This is a genomic window from Paenibacillus dendrobii, from assembly GCF_009807035.1.
GTDB lineage: Bacteria > Bacillota > Bacilli > Paenibacillales > Paenibacillaceae > Paenibacillus_AQ > Paenibacillus_AQ dendrobii.
Window position 1 is genome coordinate 682,099 of sequence record NZ_WUBI01000003.1, and the last position, 16,428, is coordinate 698,526.

8 protein-coding genes and 1 riboswitch are annotated in these 16,428 nt (G+C 53.5%); all 8 genes read right to left on the minus strand.

Features of this window, described 5'->3' with window-relative positions; translation table 11 throughout:
* Positions 1 to 2,717 (minus strand): MucBP domain-containing protein (locus GRF59_RS21080; protein WP_160499666.1); only part of this gene is annotated, 2,717 nt, incomplete at its 3' end.
* A 67-nt stretch (positions 2,718 to 2,784) separates the two neighbouring features.
* Positions 2,785 to 2,871, minus strand: a riboswitch (cyclic di-GMP riboswitch).
* Positions 2,872 to 3,137: 266 nt separating this feature from the next.
* On the minus strand, positions 3,138 to 3,338 hold the full coding sequence (locus GRF59_RS21085; protein ID WP_160499667.1) for an MbtH family protein: 201 nt from the start codon (positions 3,336 to 3,338) through the stop codon (positions 3,138 to 3,140).
* 82 nt (positions 3,339 to 3,420) lie between these two features.
* Positions 3,421 to 10,602, minus strand: coding sequence for an amino acid adenylation domain-containing protein (locus GRF59_RS21090; RefSeq protein ID WP_160499668.1), 7,182 nt, complete (start codon positions 10,600 to 10,602; stop codon positions 3,421 to 3,423).
* Between the two features lie 22 nt (positions 10,603 to 10,624).
* Positions 10,625 to 11,593 carry an isochorismatase family protein gene (locus GRF59_RS21095; RefSeq protein WP_160499669.1) on the minus strand — a complete coding sequence of 323 codons (969 nt, stop codon included), beginning with the start codon at positions 11,591 to 11,593 and terminating at the stop codon, positions 10,625 to 10,627.
* Between the two features lie 68 nt (positions 11,594 to 11,661).
* Positions 11,662 to 13,290, minus strand: a complete 1,629-nt coding sequence (locus GRF59_RS21100; RefSeq protein WP_160499670.1) for a (2,3-dihydroxybenzoyl)adenylate synthase — start codon at positions 13,288 to 13,290, stop codon at positions 11,662 to 11,664.
* Positions 13,291 to 13,293: 3 nt separating this feature from the next.
* Positions 13,294 to 14,553 carry an isochorismate synthase DhbC gene (gene dhbC, locus GRF59_RS21105; protein ID WP_160499671.1) on the minus strand — a complete coding sequence of 420 codons (1,260 nt, stop codon included), beginning with the start codon at positions 14,551 to 14,553 and terminating at the stop codon, positions 13,294 to 13,296.
* Positions 14,554 to 14,781: 228 nt separating this feature from the next.
* The gene (locus tag GRF59_RS21110) at positions 14,782 to 15,567 is read right to left on the minus strand and encodes a 2,3-dihydro-2,3-dihydroxybenzoate dehydrogenase (RefSeq protein ID WP_160499672.1); all 786 of its coding nucleotides are present in this window, start codon (positions 15,565 to 15,567) and stop codon (positions 14,782 to 14,784) included.
* A 2-nt stretch (positions 15,568 to 15,569) separates the two neighbouring features.
* Positions 15,570 to 16,427, minus strand: coding sequence for an alpha/beta hydrolase (locus GRF59_RS21115; RefSeq protein WP_423802974.1), 858 nt, complete (start codon positions 16,425 to 16,427; stop codon positions 15,570 to 15,572).
* Position 16,428 lies beyond the last annotated feature (1 nt).

Below are 16,428 nucleotides of genomic sequence, written 5' to 3' on the forward strand. Positions count from 1 at the left end.
TTGTAGTAGAACGTGTACTGTTGATCTGCTTTCGCAGTGAACGTGTACTTACCGTCTGTTTCCACTGCCGTGTAGTCTGCGATCACCGGTGGCGTCAGCGTAATCTCTTGATCCGTCACACCGTCTTTCGTCGTTGGAGCCTGGATCGGTTGATTCGTATCTTGATCCACGTAGTTGATCGTTACCTTTTGTTTGTTCGCTGTGTAGTACACGATATGCTCTTGACCTTCTTTATTCGTGAAGGTGTAGCTTTCGTTTGCGTTCACAGCGGTGTAGCCTGCGATTGACGGGATGGCAACGTTCACCGTTTTACCGGCTACGCCTTTTTGCGTCGTGGGTTCAGACAGCTCTCTTTCGCTGCCTTTTTCCAAGTACTTCACCGTTACCGTTTGTTCGTTGGCTTTGTAGTAGAACGTGTACTGTTGATCTGCTTTTGCAGTGAACGTGTACTTACCGTCTGTTTCCACTGCCGTGTAGCCTGCGAGCACCGGTGGTGTCAGCGTAATCTCTTGATCCGTCACACCGTCTTTTGTCGATGGAGCCTGGATCGGTTGATCCGTATCTTGATCCACGTAGTTGATCGTTACCGTTTGTTTGTTCGCTGTGTAGTACACGATGTGCTCTTGACCTTCTTTGTTCGTGAAGGTGTAGCTCTCATTTGCGTTCACAGCGGTGTAGCCTGCGACTGGCAGAATGGCAACGTTCACCGTTTTACCGGCTACGCCTTTTTGCGTCGTGGGTTCAGACAGCTCTCTTTCGCTGCCTTTTTCCAAATACTTCACGGTTACCGTTTGCTCGTTGGCTTTGTAGTAGAAGGTGTACTGTTGATCTGCTTTCGCAGTGAACGTGTACTTACCGTCCGTTTCCACTGCCGTGTAGCCTGCGATCACCGGTGGCGTCAGCGTAATCTCTTGATCCGTCACACCGTCTTTTGTCGATGGAGCTTGGATCGGTTGATCCGTATCTTGATCCACGTAGTTGATCGTTACGGTTTGTTTGTTCGCTGTGTAGTAAAACGTGTAGTTCTGATCCTTGTCGGCTGTAAAAGTGTACTTGTCGTTTGCCTTTTCCGCCGTATAGCCCGGAACGGCCTTGGCAGTCAGGTCGACTTGTTTTCCCTTCAAGCCTTTTGCAACCGTCGGTTCAGCAAGTACTTTGTTCGTTCCCTTTTCCAGGTACTTGACGTTAACCTGCTGCTCGACTGCTACCGCAAATCCGAACCAAACGGTTTGAGTCGGTTTATTCATGGTTAAAGTCACATCGGTGGGATTCTTGCCGGCTCCGAGCTGGTAGCCATCTACTAAAGGAGCTTCCACGGAATAAGTCTTGTTGATATCCAGCGAATCCTTGTCACCCTGCTTGAATGGTTGATTGTACAGCTGCTGTGCAAGCTCCGGCTTGTCGACAACCACGCCATCTGCATTGATGGGTTGCCCCGCATCGTTTACGAGATAACCTTTAACCGTAATGGAACCTTTGCCGAAACTCACCTTAGGTACTTCGAAGTCTTTAGAGGTTCGTTTCCCGTTAATATCATCATATTTCAGCGTTGTCGTTCCGTTGGTCGGATACAACTTATTCGGGTCAGGACTTTTCGTTTGGTCCATCGTGACCGTGTAAGTTAAGGTAGCCGGGGAACCTTCCATGATGCTGCCGACATTCCAGGTGAATGTCTCCGACTTGCTGTCCCAAGTAATGGTTCCTTGCGAAACGGCCGGCTCGCTGACTTTATTGAACATGTCTCCCATCGGATCCGTTACGATGGCATTTTGCGCTGCATAAGAAATTTGGCCGGATAATTCTGAGAAGACTTTGCTCAAATCAGCGCTGCTGGAGGTGTAGTAACCTTTGTTTTGAACTGTGTTCAGCACATATGTTGCGTTGTTGTTATTTCCAACTTCAAGCCCGATAGAGTAGATACCAATGCCGCTATCCTTGGCGAATTTAGCTTCGGATAGAGTTCCGATTCCATTATCAGGTACCTTATAGCCCTTGACGGTATAGGTCTCGTCTTTAGTAATTCCGAAAATACCTTTATATTTCAGACTGTAATCCCCACCGGAACCTAGAATGGTACTGTAATTGAAATCGGAAAGGGCAAAATTGTATTTGTTTTCCGGCCATTCGGATGCCGAGGCATTCTTTGCTTTATAGCTGTAGGTCGGTTCCCCGTCACTCAACAGGACAATAACCTTGTTTTGAGCTTTGCTTTCTCCAAGCATGGTACGGGCTTTGTTTAGTCCGGCTTGAATATTCGTTCCGTTACTGCTTACCGTAATCTTTTTAATTGCCGATTTCAGTGCTTCCTTTTCACTCGCGCTTTTAAAGGAGGACACTTCTGAAGAGCTCTCATCAAACGTAACCACTGCAACTCTTGTAGTCGAATCTTTAAACAGCAGATTGTCGACAAACTTATTCGCAGCTTCCTTTGCATTGGTCATCCGACTGTAATTGTCCATACTTCCGGATCTATCAATCACCAACACAACGTCTGAAGTAGTCTTGATGTTCTTACCCTCAACGGTCAACGTTACTTTCCATTGACCTGTCCCTGCAGGATCAGCCGTCTTCGTCAGATTGACTGCTCCGGGATTGGGCCAGATGAGCTCATTGGATGCTGCAGATGCTGAGCTGACAAACAGATTACCTGGTATAAATCCTGTGAACACCGTCAAAATGAACAGCCATGATACTACAAGTTTTAAACCCCGTTTCATCTCGTCCTCCTTAAGATTGAATTTAGTTCCCCGGAACGCAAAAACGCCCGGCTGCATTAACGATGTTAATTGCAACCGGACGATCATAAGTCATGAGACTGTTAGACTCCAGGCTTTGCGAGCTAATCTTTCGATTAGTGTGCCAAATATATGAAATTGTCGTTAATGGCAGATACCACTTGATAAATATCCGATATAAGTTACTAGTCCATAAGTAGTATATTGGAACTATTGACGTAAACCAATATATACCAAGTACCTACGATTGTCAATTACCCAATATGAGCTGAATCTAGCCTTTTTTTATCGGCAATATGCATTTTCTATTCGCAGGATGGTTCCAATAGGATAAGCACAGCGCTCGCTTCTGCGGAGGAAACGTAGGGCAAGCGCGAGCAAAAAATGCGTTTTATTCCCCATCTATCTCCTAACCAAACTGCGCGGCCTCATGTCTATCCAATGCTGATTAACATATTCTAGGCATTCCTCGCGGGGATTCGGTCCAAAAACCCGATCCCAGCCGGACGGCATGTTCGCAAAAGACGGCCACAACGAATACTGCTTCTCATCGTTGATTAATACCAAATATGACCCGTCCGCTTGTTCAAATGGATTCGCCATTATATATCCCCCTCTTCTCAATCCGATCTTAAACCATCCCATTCTAATGCGCTGCACATCTTGCTCCAACATGCCCTTGATCTTAGGAATGCAATTCAAGCGATCCGCGCATGAAGTGGCCGCTGCTCAGCTTCTGCAGAATTCTTCCTCCGATTTCAGCAAGTGGACCCGGCTGACATAAGTCCTTGTGGCGGCAAGCGATATCGTAACGCTCGATCTGCCCTCCAACGTAAGGAACCCACATTTCCGGTTCAATCGGGTCAAACCAGTCCGGGATAATGGTCGAGCGGAAGAACAGCAGGTCGCCTTCGAATTTTTGCGGCACATAAGCACCCAATAGACGCACCGAATTTTCGTATGTCGCTTTCAGATTCATGATGGTCTCTTCATCAAGTGTAGCCAAAGCACTGCTGTCGCTGCGCAATATCCGTATCGCGCTTTCGATTGTAAGCTGTTCCTCGCCGATGCTGTCCCGGTCATAACCTCCTAAGGCAAGCAGAGCGGTCAGCGCTTCATCTTCATCCGGTTCCCCGCGAATCGACAAGTAATGGCTCGGGTATGCATCAAGCATTGCGAGAAACGCCACTTCTTCCCCTTCCTCTTTCAGTTGTACAGCCATCGCATGCGCTACATTGCCGCCTAATGACCAGCCAAGCAGTCGATAAGGCCCATTCGGCTGAATCATGCGCATATGGCGAATATAATCCGCCGTCATTTCTTCCAAAGAGTACGGCAGTTTTTCTACTTGAGCGATGCCTCGGGCTTGCAAGCCGTAAATCGGATAATCCACGCCCAAGTGTTTCATTAATCCGGCATAACACCAGCTGAGACCGCCTGCGGGATGAACACAAAATAGCGGAATTTCTGCCCCGTGTGTCCGCAGCGGGAGCAGCACTTGCAGCGCATTGTTCCCGCAATCCCTGTCCAGTTCGAGCATTTCCGCTAGCGCGGCCACGGTTGGTGCTTCGAACAATGCCGCAATGCTGATCTCTCGCCCGAGCGCTTCGCGAATACGGCTGATGAGCCGAACAGCAAGCAGCGAATGACCGCCAAGCTCGAAAAAGCTGTCATCGATCCCGATCCGGCGAACGCCAAGCACTTCGGCGAACAGATCGCAAAGTACCTCTTCGCGAGGCGTTCTCGGGTTACGTCCATCTATGGCCAGCATGATCTCCGGAGCCGGCAACGCCTTGCGGTCAAGCTTGCCGTTTGGAGTGAGCGGCATTACGTCCATGAGTATGATCGCTGACGGTACCATATAATCAGGGAGCCTGGAAGCCACGTGACGGCGAAGTTCCGATAATTCCCAGTTGGCGTTATGTTCAGGTACGACATATGCCGCAAGTCTTTTATCGCCCGGATTGTCCTCGCGAACAATAACCGCCGCCTGAGACACACCGGAATAGCTTGCAAGTACGGCCTCAATCTCGCCCAGTTCTATGCGGAAGCCGCGAATCTTCACCTGGTGGTCGGCACGGCCTAGATAATCCAGTGAACCGTCGGGAAGGCGTTTCGCCAGATCTCCGGTTCGATACATCCTGCTTCCGGGCGGACCGAACGGATTAGCGATAAAGCGTTCCGCCGTCAAACCCGGACGCCCCCAATAACCGCGTGCCAAACCTCCGCCGGATACGTACATTTCCCCTGTTACACCATAAGGGACGGGCTGCAGTTCATCGTCCAGCACATACACCGCCAAATCCGGAATCGATCCCCCGATCAGGCTGGACGCTCCCGGAACGTCGCTACCACGATTCAGTTCCTTATAGCTGACATGGACGGTCGTCTCCGTGATGCCGTACATATTAATCAGCCGAGGCGCATCATCCGGATGACGCTCATACCAACCGCGCAGACGGCCCAGTTCCAACGCCTCGCCCCCAAACACGACGTAACGCAGCGACAGCGCCTGACCCAGTTCCGGAAGCTCCTTGTCCGCTTGCATCAATTGATAGAACGCAGAAGGCGTCTGATTCAAGACGGTAACACCTTCTTGTGCGAGCAAGGCCAGGAATTCCTCCGGCGATCTGCTGACCGCGTGAGGGACAATGACGAGACGGCCTCCATGCAGTAGCGCCCCCCATATTTCCCATACCGAGAAATCAAAAGCATACGAATGGAACAAAGTCCACACATCATTGTCATGGAAATGAAACCACCCCTTGGTAGCTGAGAACAGCCGAACCACATTTTGATGCGGAATCAGCACGCCCTTGGGTCTGCCCGTAGACCCCGACGTGTAAATGATGTAAGCGGGGTTAAGCGGAGATCGTTTGCACCCTTGTTCATCATGGACAGGATTAAATTCAGGACAATCTCGAAGCTGCTGTATAACCCCCTGCCCATCAAGCACAATTCGCGGCACATATCCGGCATCCGGCAGCTTATCTTCCGTATTCATATCGGTCACGATGCATACCGGACCGGCATCCTCCAACATATAAGCAAGCCGCTCCGCAGGATAATCGGGATCAAGCGGCAAATAGGCTCCCCCTGCCTTGAGCACCGCCAGCACGCCAACCACCATCTCGATGGATCTGGGCAGCGCCAAAGCCACGATCTGTTCGGGGCCGACACCCTGTGCCATGAGCAGATGCGCAAGACGATTTGCCCGCATGTTCAACTGCTCATAATTCAAGGCAACTCCTTCATGAACAATGGCAACGGCCTGCGGCGAGCGTATGACCTGAGCCTCGAACAATTCGGGCAGCGTTGCCGGGATGACGCCCTCCGTTTTGGGATTCCATTCCAATACGATGTCCCGCCGTTCCTCCGGAAGTAATATATCAATTTTTCCAATTGGTTTACTTGGTTCAGAAACAATGCACTCCAATACACGCACATAACGTAGAGCAAGCGCCTCAATCGTGCTGCGCGCGAACAAATCCATGCTGAATTCCAATATTCCATCCAAGCCATCCGGCGAACCGCTTCCGTTACGGCGTTCATTCCATTCCCAAGTCAGATCGAACTTGGCCGTACCTGCGCTCTGAATGCCAAGACTCGATGTCGTGCCCTGCAGCTCGAGTACGGCATCCGGCGTATTTTGGAGCACCATCATAATCTGGAAAAGCGGATGTCGTGCCCGCGAACGAACGGGATTCAGCACCTCAACTAGACGCTCGAACGGGACGTCCTGATGCTCGTATGCCGCCAAACTGACCTCGCGGACGCTGGACAGCAGTTCATCAAATCCGGGATTTCCCGAGGTATCGATACGAATGACAAGTGTATTGATAAACAATCCGATCAAGTCTTCAAGCGAGTCATCGTTGCGCCCGGATATAGGGGCTCCAGTCGGGATGTCATTCCCTCCGCCAAGCCGGGTCAATAAAACGGCCAGCGCTGCTTGAAGCACCATAAACAAGCTGGCACGATGCCTTCTCGCCAGGTCTGTCAGCCGTCCATGCAGCTCGGGATCGATGTACAACGGGACGGTACCGCCCTTATGACTAGACGTCGCCGGTCTCGGATAATCGGTTGGCAACTCCAGCTCCTCCGGTAAACCCTGAAGCGCTCTTGTCCAGTAATCAAGCTGACGCGCAATAGGACTATCGGGATCATCGGCGCTGCCCAGAAACCGCGTCTGCCAAAGCGAATAATCAGCATATTGCGCCAAAAGCCGCTTCTGGCCAGACACCTCGCCGCGGCACCGCGAAGCATAAGCGGCGGACAAGTCCCGTGCCAGCGGAGTCAATGACCAGCCGTCCCCCGCAATATGATGCAGCAGCAGAAGGAACGCATACTCGCTTGCGCCCAACCGGAACAAGTGAACACGTAAAGACGGTTCCTCCGAAAGCCGGAAACAGTAACCTGCCGCTTCAGCCACTCGTTCGGGAAGCTCATGCTCCTTTGCATCCGTTACGATAAACGGGATCTGTACCGTTTCGGGACTTAGTATAAGCTGATATGAGGTTCCTTCATCTTCCGGGAAAATGGTGCGCAACGTCTCATGCCTATTCACGATATCCCCGATTGCCGCCTGCAGCGCCCCAATGTCCAGCTCACCTGAAAACCGGGCGAAGATCGGAATGTTATACGTAGGAGCAGGACCTTCCAGTTGGTATAAAAACCATAATCGCTGCTGGGCAAAAGATAATGGGACCCGGTCCGGCCGCATCCCTACGACCGAGCTAACAGCCGGCCTCCCCTCCTGCGCAGAACCGATCTTGCCGACTAGAGACGTAACTGTAGGCGAATCGAAAATACTTCCTATATTCAGTTCAACGCCAAATGCTTCACGAATGCGTACCACCACTCGACCGGCCAGCAAAGAATGGCCGCCGAGAGCGAAAAAGTCGTCATCGATACTCACGCGGTCGAGACCAAGCACCTCCGCGAACAAAGCGCATAATATTTCTTCTTGCGGAGTGCGCGGTCCGCGTCCCGCTGCTTCGGAAGCGAAATCCGGCGCCGGCAATGATTTGCGGTCGATCTTTTTGTTTGGCGTCAGCGGCATGGCATCGATTACAATAAATGCGGACGGAACCATATAATCAGGCAGCTTCCCTGCCGCATATTGGCGGAGCGTGGCGGGATCGATGCTGGCCGAAGAAGACGGAACCACGTAAGCAACCAGCCGCCGCTCCGAAGCATGATCTTCATACACGACTACCGCCGCTTGCGACACGCCTTGATGCGCTCCAAGCTGTGCTTCGATTTCTCCCGTTTCGATGCGGAAGCCCCGCAGCTTCACCTGCTGATCCGCGCGCCCCAAATAATCGATGGTGCCGTCCGTCAGCCATCTCGCAAGGTCTCCGGTACGGTACATCCTCGTGCCCGGAGGGCCAAATGGATCGGGAACGAACCGTTCCGCGGTCAAATCCGGCCGTCCCAAGTAACCTCGCGCAAGCCCGGCGCCGGCAATATATAACTCGCCCGCTACCCCGGGAGGTACGGGTTCTAATGCGGGGTCGAGCACGTACAGCTTCGTATTTCGAATCGGACCTCCAATGGACGGCTTGACAGTCCGGGCATGGTCTAGCCGCGCGGCGGTGGAATAGATGGTTGTCTCCGTCGGCCCGTATTGATTATTCACTTCTCCGCCCAAATCCTGCAAAGCCAGTTTCAAACCAAGCGGCAGCGGTTCCCCGCCCGTTATCATTGTGAGACCGCCAGACATATCCGGTTTGCCGTCGGCGAGTGCCTGCCACAATGTCGGGGTCGCCTGCATGATGGTTGCGCCGGTTGCCGCAATTCGATGCGCCAATGCGGAAGGATCCAGAATCGTCTCCCGCTGGGCAATGTCGATACTGGCTCCGGAAACAAGCGGCAACAGCAGCTCCATTACCGAGATGTCAAATGAAATCGTAGTGACGGACAGCATCCGATCGTGCTCGCCGAGCGCAAAACGCGCCTTCATGTCATACAGCAAATTAGCAAGCCCGCCGAATGTTAGCATGCCGCCCTTCGGCCTCCCCGTGGAGCCGGAGGTGTAAATGACATAGGAAATATGCTCTGGCGAAATCGTGGCATCCCTGTCCTCATCCGATGGATTATGAGCCGGAAATTGTGCAAGGGCGCCCATAATTTCGGGCTCGTCCAGCACGATCATCTCCTTGTTGCAAAGCGGTAAACCTTCAGCCGTCCCCTTTAGCGAGATGAGACAAACCGGATTGGCATCCTCCAGCATATATGCAAGACGTTCGGGCGGGTAGTCCGGATCGAGCGGCAGATAAGCGGCTCCAGCCTTGTGTATCGCCAGTACAGCCACTACCGTTTCCACGGAACGCGGCATCGCCAGCGCAACGATCCGATCCGGTCCGACGCCATGGGCAATGAGGTAATGAGCCAGCCGGTTGGCTTTCGCGTTCAGTTCCCCGTACCGGAGCAACTCTTCCCCGCAGACAATCGCAACCGCATCGGAAACGCGTTGTACCTGTCCCTCGAAAAGCTCCGGCACGCTCATACGCGGCAGCTCATGCGCCGTGTCGTTCCACTCATGCAGAACCTGCCTGCGTTCATCAGCCAATATCACTTCCAATTGCCCGATCGGCCGATGCGGGTCAGCGCGGGAGATTTCGTCCAACAGATGCAGGAAGCGCTGCTGATGCATATATAATTCGTCGGAACTGTAGATATCGGGATTCGCGTCGAAATCCATACGCACCCCTTTGCCGTCGAAATCGCTGTATACGTTAATCGTTAAATCGTCTACGGGTCCTGCAGACATATTGCTTATTTTGCCGCGATAGCCTGCAAAGCTTAAATCCTCCGTAAAAGGCATCACATTGATGAGCGGTCCGAATAATCTGCGACCCTCCCCCAGCAATTTTAAGTCCCTTCGCAAATCCTGATGCCGGTATCGCTGATGGTGCTTGATTTGTCGAATCTCCCGGGAAATCTCACTCAAGAGACCTCCGAGGCTCATATCTGACCGCACCGATACGCGAAGCGGAAGCAAGTTCATGACCATGCCGGGAACCCGCATCGCGGCCGAACCCAGGCGGCACATGACGGGCAAGCCGAGAATCACTTCCGGTTCACTCGTCAATCGATGCATGTATATGGCCATTGTCGCTACAAGGACTTCAGGCCAGCTTGCGCCCGACTCGGCTGCAGCTACCGCATCCGGAAGCTGCGCCGAACGACGCACAAAACTGCGCGCCGTGCGCTGCGCATGCCCTCCTAAACTGACCGCTTCCAATCCGTCGGAGAAGCGCTGGCGCCAAAACTCGCGGTCGCGGTCCATCTGCTCCGATGACCGGTACGCTGCGTCCTCATCCAAGATGGAGCGCAGGGAACCGAAAGTGCCTGTGCTATTCGGAGGACCATCCGCCAGGGCCGTATAATGATGCGCGGCTCTTCGTGCCAGAAGAGCCGCGCCGTAGCCATCGACCGCAATATGATGTATGCGCTGGTACCAATAAAAACGTTCAGGACCAAGCTTAAACAATGCCTCCGTAAATATCGGCCCGCAACACAAATCGACGGGCTGGGCCAAATCATGCTTCATCCATGCCCTGGCCGATTCATCCGGCTCCTCCTCGCCGCTTACGTCGATAACGTGAAGCGTCCAATCGCCGTCAGGAACGACCATCTGCCATGGCTCTCCTGCTTCCTCGCCAAAACGGACATGCAGCGCTTCCGCCTCCGTCACGGCTTGGCGAAGTGCAGTCTCAAAACGCACGGGATCAAGCGGACCGTGGATATCCACGCATTCAGCCGTATTGAATATCGGATTATCGGGATTGAGCTGCTGCGCGAACCATATTCCGGCCTGAGCCCCCGATAGAGGCAAGCGGACCTTCTCATGATCATGCAAGATGAAGTCCCCCTTTACATTTTTAGAAGTAATCATAATTCGGCGTAAAATCATGATTGGGATTGGAATGATTCTGTTTGGCCGATAAAAGCTCTCGCCAGCATTCCACGGTAGGCTGCTCTGCCAATTCCACGAAACTCACCGCAATACCACTGCGCCTCCATTGTTCAACCAGGCTCATGATCCGGATGGAATCCAATCCCCATTGCATAACCAGATTGTCATGATCGCCGATTTCGGAAGGTTCCTCTTGCAGCAGCCGCGCAACAGTATCACGAATGGACTGCTGCGTTACCAGATCTACTCCTTCCGCATTTGCATTCCGCTCCTCTTCCAACACTGTTGAATTCCCAGTGCGGTTTAAGGCGTCCAATACGCGCTCTGTCGTGGTCGTCACCGCACAACGCTCAGCCGCGTAGGTGAGCGCCATCCGGTGCTTGTCCGCGGAAAAATCGGCAACGGCATCAGCGATGAGGAAAGGCTGCACATCCTGCATAAACGCCTCGCATGAAGTCATCAAGCAGCCGATATGCGCGTAAATACCGCAAACGATCAATTGATCCCGGCCGCGCTCACGCAGGATATCCAGCAAATTCGTTTTCTGAAATGCGCTATAACGCCATTTCGTCACGACAATATCTTCTTCTTTGGGTACCAACTCGCTCACAAATTCCTTCTGGTACGGTCCGTCGTTTATCCCCGCTCCCCAGAAATCCTGAAGCAATCCGCGCTGGTCGGGACTCTGACCGCCGGGTTGCGCCGAAAAAATGACGGGGATTCCAAGCTCTGTACAGCGGGCGCGCAGCTTCTTAATGTTCGCAAGCAGTTCAACCATCGGCGACTTTCCTGTCTGAAATGCATCGACGAAATACTGCTGCATGTCGTGAATAAGTAGTGCGGCACGGTTCGGATCAGGAATCCAAGCGGCTTTGTTCGCCGGCAGCTCAGTCTCGCTAGGCATCGAATATGGAACGATGGAAGGAAGAGCCATCATATCCCCTCTTTTCAATTCAAATTTGGGTTCAGGTAAAGCCAGAAACATCCGATAAGAGTTCTTGGTTACTTCTTACTTAAGCGCTTTGTTTTTTCGGCAATGCTGTCGCGCAGCATTTTTTTGCTCACCTTGCCGACCCCGGTCTGGGGTAAGGAATCGACGAATTCCACCCTGTCGGGTATTTTATACACCGCGAGCCCCCTTTCTTTTAGAAAAGTTTTCAATTCACCTCCCGTCACGGAGGTTTCATAAGGAATCACGAAAGCACATGTTCGCTCACCCAGATATTCATCCGGCATGGAAACGACCGCAGCATCAAACACGCCGGGATGCGCCAATAGATGGTTCTCAACCTCCTCGGCTGCCACTTTATCGCCGCCGCGGTTAATTTGATCTTTTGCTCGTCCTTCGATGACCAAATAATGGTCTGAAGTCATTCGGGCAAGATCGCCCGTACGGTAAAAACCGTCCGCCGTAAATGACTTAGCGTTATGATCCTCGGCTTGATAATATCCGCGAATGGTATACGGACCGCGCGTCAGCAAGTGCCCCACTTCCCCGGGAGCCACTTCCTCATCCGCGTCATCCACAATGCGGATCTCATCATATGGGGACATCGGGCGGCCCTGCGTGTTAATGATCGTGTCTTCCGGATCATCCAGCCTCGTGTAGTTGACCAGCCCTTCCGCCATACCATACACCTGCTGCAGTTTGCAGCCGATGGACGTCCTGACCCGCTTCGCCGCTTCTGCGATGAACTTGGCCCCTCCAACCTGCAGCACCTGCAGATTGGACAAATCAAAATGGCGCGATTCCGCCGCATCCAGCCAAATTAAGGCCAGCGGGGGCACAACAGCGGCAATCGTGACGCCCTCTGCCGCTATAAGCGGAAACACCTCATCCGGGCTTCCGCCGCGCGCGAGTACGATTTTGCCCCCCGCGTACAGCGTGCCAAGCACGCCGGGGGAGCTGAGCGGATAATTATGTGCGACGGGCAGTGCCGCCAAATAAACGCTGTACTCATTCAAGCCGCATATTCCCGCGCTCTGCCGCAAGCTATAAATATAATCATCATGTGTGCGTGGAATGAGCTTCGGAAGACCGGTCGTACCGCCGGATAGCTGGAGAAATGCCACGTCACCGGCGTCCGATTCTTCGAACATATCGATCATCGGTTCTGCATCATACAAGTCTGCCAAAGGCGTAAACTCCCCGGGCTCGCCAACAACGAGGACATGGCGCAGAGCCGGAACCGCATCCCGGACCTGCTTGGCAAGCCCCCGGTAATCAAATCCCGCATCGGTGTCGGGAATGACATATGCAGCAGCCTCCGTGAACTCGCATAAATAGGCGATCTCGTTCTTGCGGTGCGCCGGCAAGGAAAAGACAGGCAGTGCGCCAATGCGAAATAGCGCAAAAATGACTTCAAAAAATTGAGGTATATTCGGAAGCTGGACAATGACTCGATCCCGAGCCTTGATTCCCAGTTGGAGAAAACCTGAGGCAAGGCGGCCTGCCTTCTCATCCAGCTCTGCATAACTCATGCGTCCATCGCCGCTGACAATCGCGATGCGATCTCCATATTCAACTGCACGCCGGCGCAACATCCCGCTAAACGTCTCTCCCTGCCAGCATCCCGCCTGTCTATAACGGGCAGCAAACTCTTCAGGCCATGCCTTACAACCTGCCAGCATCGTTCATCCCTCCTGCGTCATCATCGATTGTTGTTCATGTAATCCCATCGCTTGCAAAAGCGTGCGGAACTTCGCGGACGTTTCCGCAAACTCGGCTTCCGCAGATGAGCCAACAACGATGCCGGCCCCCGCATAGAGAATAAGCGAGCGTCCCGTAACTTCCGCGCAGCGGATGGTAACGGCCCACTCTCCGTCTCCGTTTGCATCACACCAACCTACCGCTCCTGTGAAGAACCCACGTTCAAACGGCTCGATCTCTCGGATCACGTTCCGGGCAGCCTCCGTAGGCGTCCCGCATATGGCTGGCGTCGGATGCAGCGCCAAGGCAAGCTCGATCGAAGTTACGGAATGATCCGCAAGCTCGCCGGTTATTTCCGTGGATAGATGCCACATCGTTTTCGTATGCACGAGGGAGGGCCCTTCCGGAATATTAAGCTTGCTGCAATAGGGGCGCAGGGCGGATACGACCGCATCGATGACCACCGCATGTTCATGCCGATCCTTGACAGATCCCATAAGCCCGGCGGCTCGCTGCTCGTCTTCAATCGGATCATCGCTGCGGGCAGCCGAACCTGCCAGCGGATTGACCTTGATCTGCCTTCCCTTCTTCGTCACGAGCAATTCAGGGCTGGCTCCGACCAGGGTCCGCGGCGTCTCTTCTGCATCAACGCCGGCGTCTATATCGTTTCCATGATTCTGCCGCATCGTTAACGGGACCGCGAACGTAAACCCCTGAGTATTCTTGGAGGACAAACGCAGCAGCAATCGCTTGGTGTCGACGGTTTGCGCCAGCTTGACATGCAGCGATCTTGAAAGCACCACCTTTTGCAGCTCGCCCTGACGAAGATGTTCCAGGACCTGGTTCACCCCCTGCTTATATTGTTCAGGACTGGGAACCGCATGAACGGTATAACCGTGGAGAAGTGGCTGCTCCGGCATATCACCTGCTTCAAAATGCAATGGTTCGCAACGGTAAACCTCAGCCGGCACATAAAGGCGTGCGGGCTCCTCGCCGTGGAACGGGATTGCACCGACGACGACCGGAAAATCATGACCGCTGCGCCGGGCGGAATCCAGCAGCCTCCAAGCGGCCTCATGCAAACTTTCCTTCCCAGCGGCGACCTGACGTTCCTCCAAACCACCCCACTCCCCGTGCGCCAACAAAACGCCTTGTGGCGACGAAAACAAGAAGGATGAACCTTCCCTATATTGCTCCAAAGGCTGTATTCCCTCTGCTGCGGGAACAACGCTGCACTTCAACATCCCTGTCACTTCCTTCACATGTCTTGTAGTCCGTATTCAAAAGGACGGCTTTCAGCACCGAGAAGATTGGATGAAGCTGGTTAGATATAGATTTATAAATGATCAGCTAAGCTGACGAAATTCGATATCGCAAGAAAACGCACCAATTGCATCGCGGTGGCTCATCCTTGAACGGCCCTCGATCGCTGGTTTTCTTATCAAAAGCAGAACTCTTAAACAGCTCTTGTATCAGCAGCCTAACGTCGCACCGCCATCGATACACAGATCATGCATCGTAATATGCCGGGCTTGATCGGATGCGAGAAATATGACTGCATCGGCAATGTCCGATGGGAGCGCGATCCTGCCAAGCGGGATCCCAAGGCGAAAATGCTCGGGCGAGCCTGAGATAACCGCTTCGGCCCCATTCTCTTCGTTCCACAACGCCCGCTGCATCTCCGTATCCGTGGAGCCCGGGGACACGATGTTGCAACGGATATGGTGCCGGGCATATTCCAGGCCCAGGCATTTGGTGAACATCGTTGCGGCAGCTTTCGATGCCGCATAAGCAGACATATGAGCACGCGGCACCCCGGAAGCATTGGAGCTAACCGTTACGATTGCGCCCGATTGGCGACGGGACATGCGCTGCACGACAGCGCGAGACATATAAAATACACCGTTGACGTTGACTCTGAAGGTTTGCTCCCACTTTTCGTCACTGAACGTCTCGATCGGGCCGGTCCGCAGCAGGCCTGCCACATTGACGAGCACATCGATTGGCCCAAGCTCGCTTTCGATCCGCTCAACCGCCCGTTCCACGGCAGCGCTGTCACCTACATCTGCCGGATAAGCCGCGACATGGAAGCCACCTGCGTTAAGCTCGGCCGCAAGGCTGGCAATGCCATCTTCATTCCGGTCGACGGCAGCCACGATAGCCCTTTGACCGGCCAAGGCGCGAGCCACCGCCTCCCCTATGCCCTGGGCCGCACCTGTGACGAGGGCGACTTTTCCCTCGATCCCTGAATATTTCATCACTACACTCCCTCTGGATGGTCTGGATGCAGAGCAAATCTTAGCGCCCGGCTGACCAGTATCGGCAGGACAGACACATGGCCTTCATTCTCGAATTCCTTGTATTCCGCCTTCACACCAATATCCTCCGGGATGGCTGTCAATCGATCCGTCAACGCCCGGGCGCGATCGCAATTCCGGCACACATGCGTTTTTTCCAGTTCTCCCACGCCGAGGAGTACCCGCGCATGGATAGGTCTCTCTTTGGACTTTGCGACAAAGTCCCGTTCCAGCTCCAACATATATTCTTGATTCCAGTGCAGGGACGGACTGCCCGCAATGTAATACTGAAAGGATTCAGGCTTGCTCAAAAGCGCATACAGAGCGAACAGCCCGCCAAGAGAATGCCCGAACAGCGCCTGCCGCCTGCGGTCGACCGGGAATTCGCTTTCGATTTGCGGCTTCAGTTCTTCTTCGATAAATTGCAGGAAAGCCTTCGCCCCGCCTTGCTCGGGAACCGGATCATCATCGGAACGCTTCCGGTATTCCATGGACGGTAAAGGTGTAAGATCGTAAAATCGTTCCGTTGCATACGGACCATTCGTCTCATATCCAATCCCGACGACAATCGCAGGCAATACCCCCGTCTGATCCGGCCTGCGGCACTGCAATCGCAGCGCTTCCACCATCGTGGCGAATACGGAATTGCCGTCCAGCAAGTAGATGACCGGATAGCCGCCTGGCGGAGGCTCTCCCGCTGGGCGCGCAACCATGATCCGATAGATGCGCCGTTCCGCGCGTGAACGAAGTACCCATTGCTCTGCACTCGGGATAACCACCTCGCGGCGCGAAAAATCGGTAAGCGTTGAACTTGGTATCATC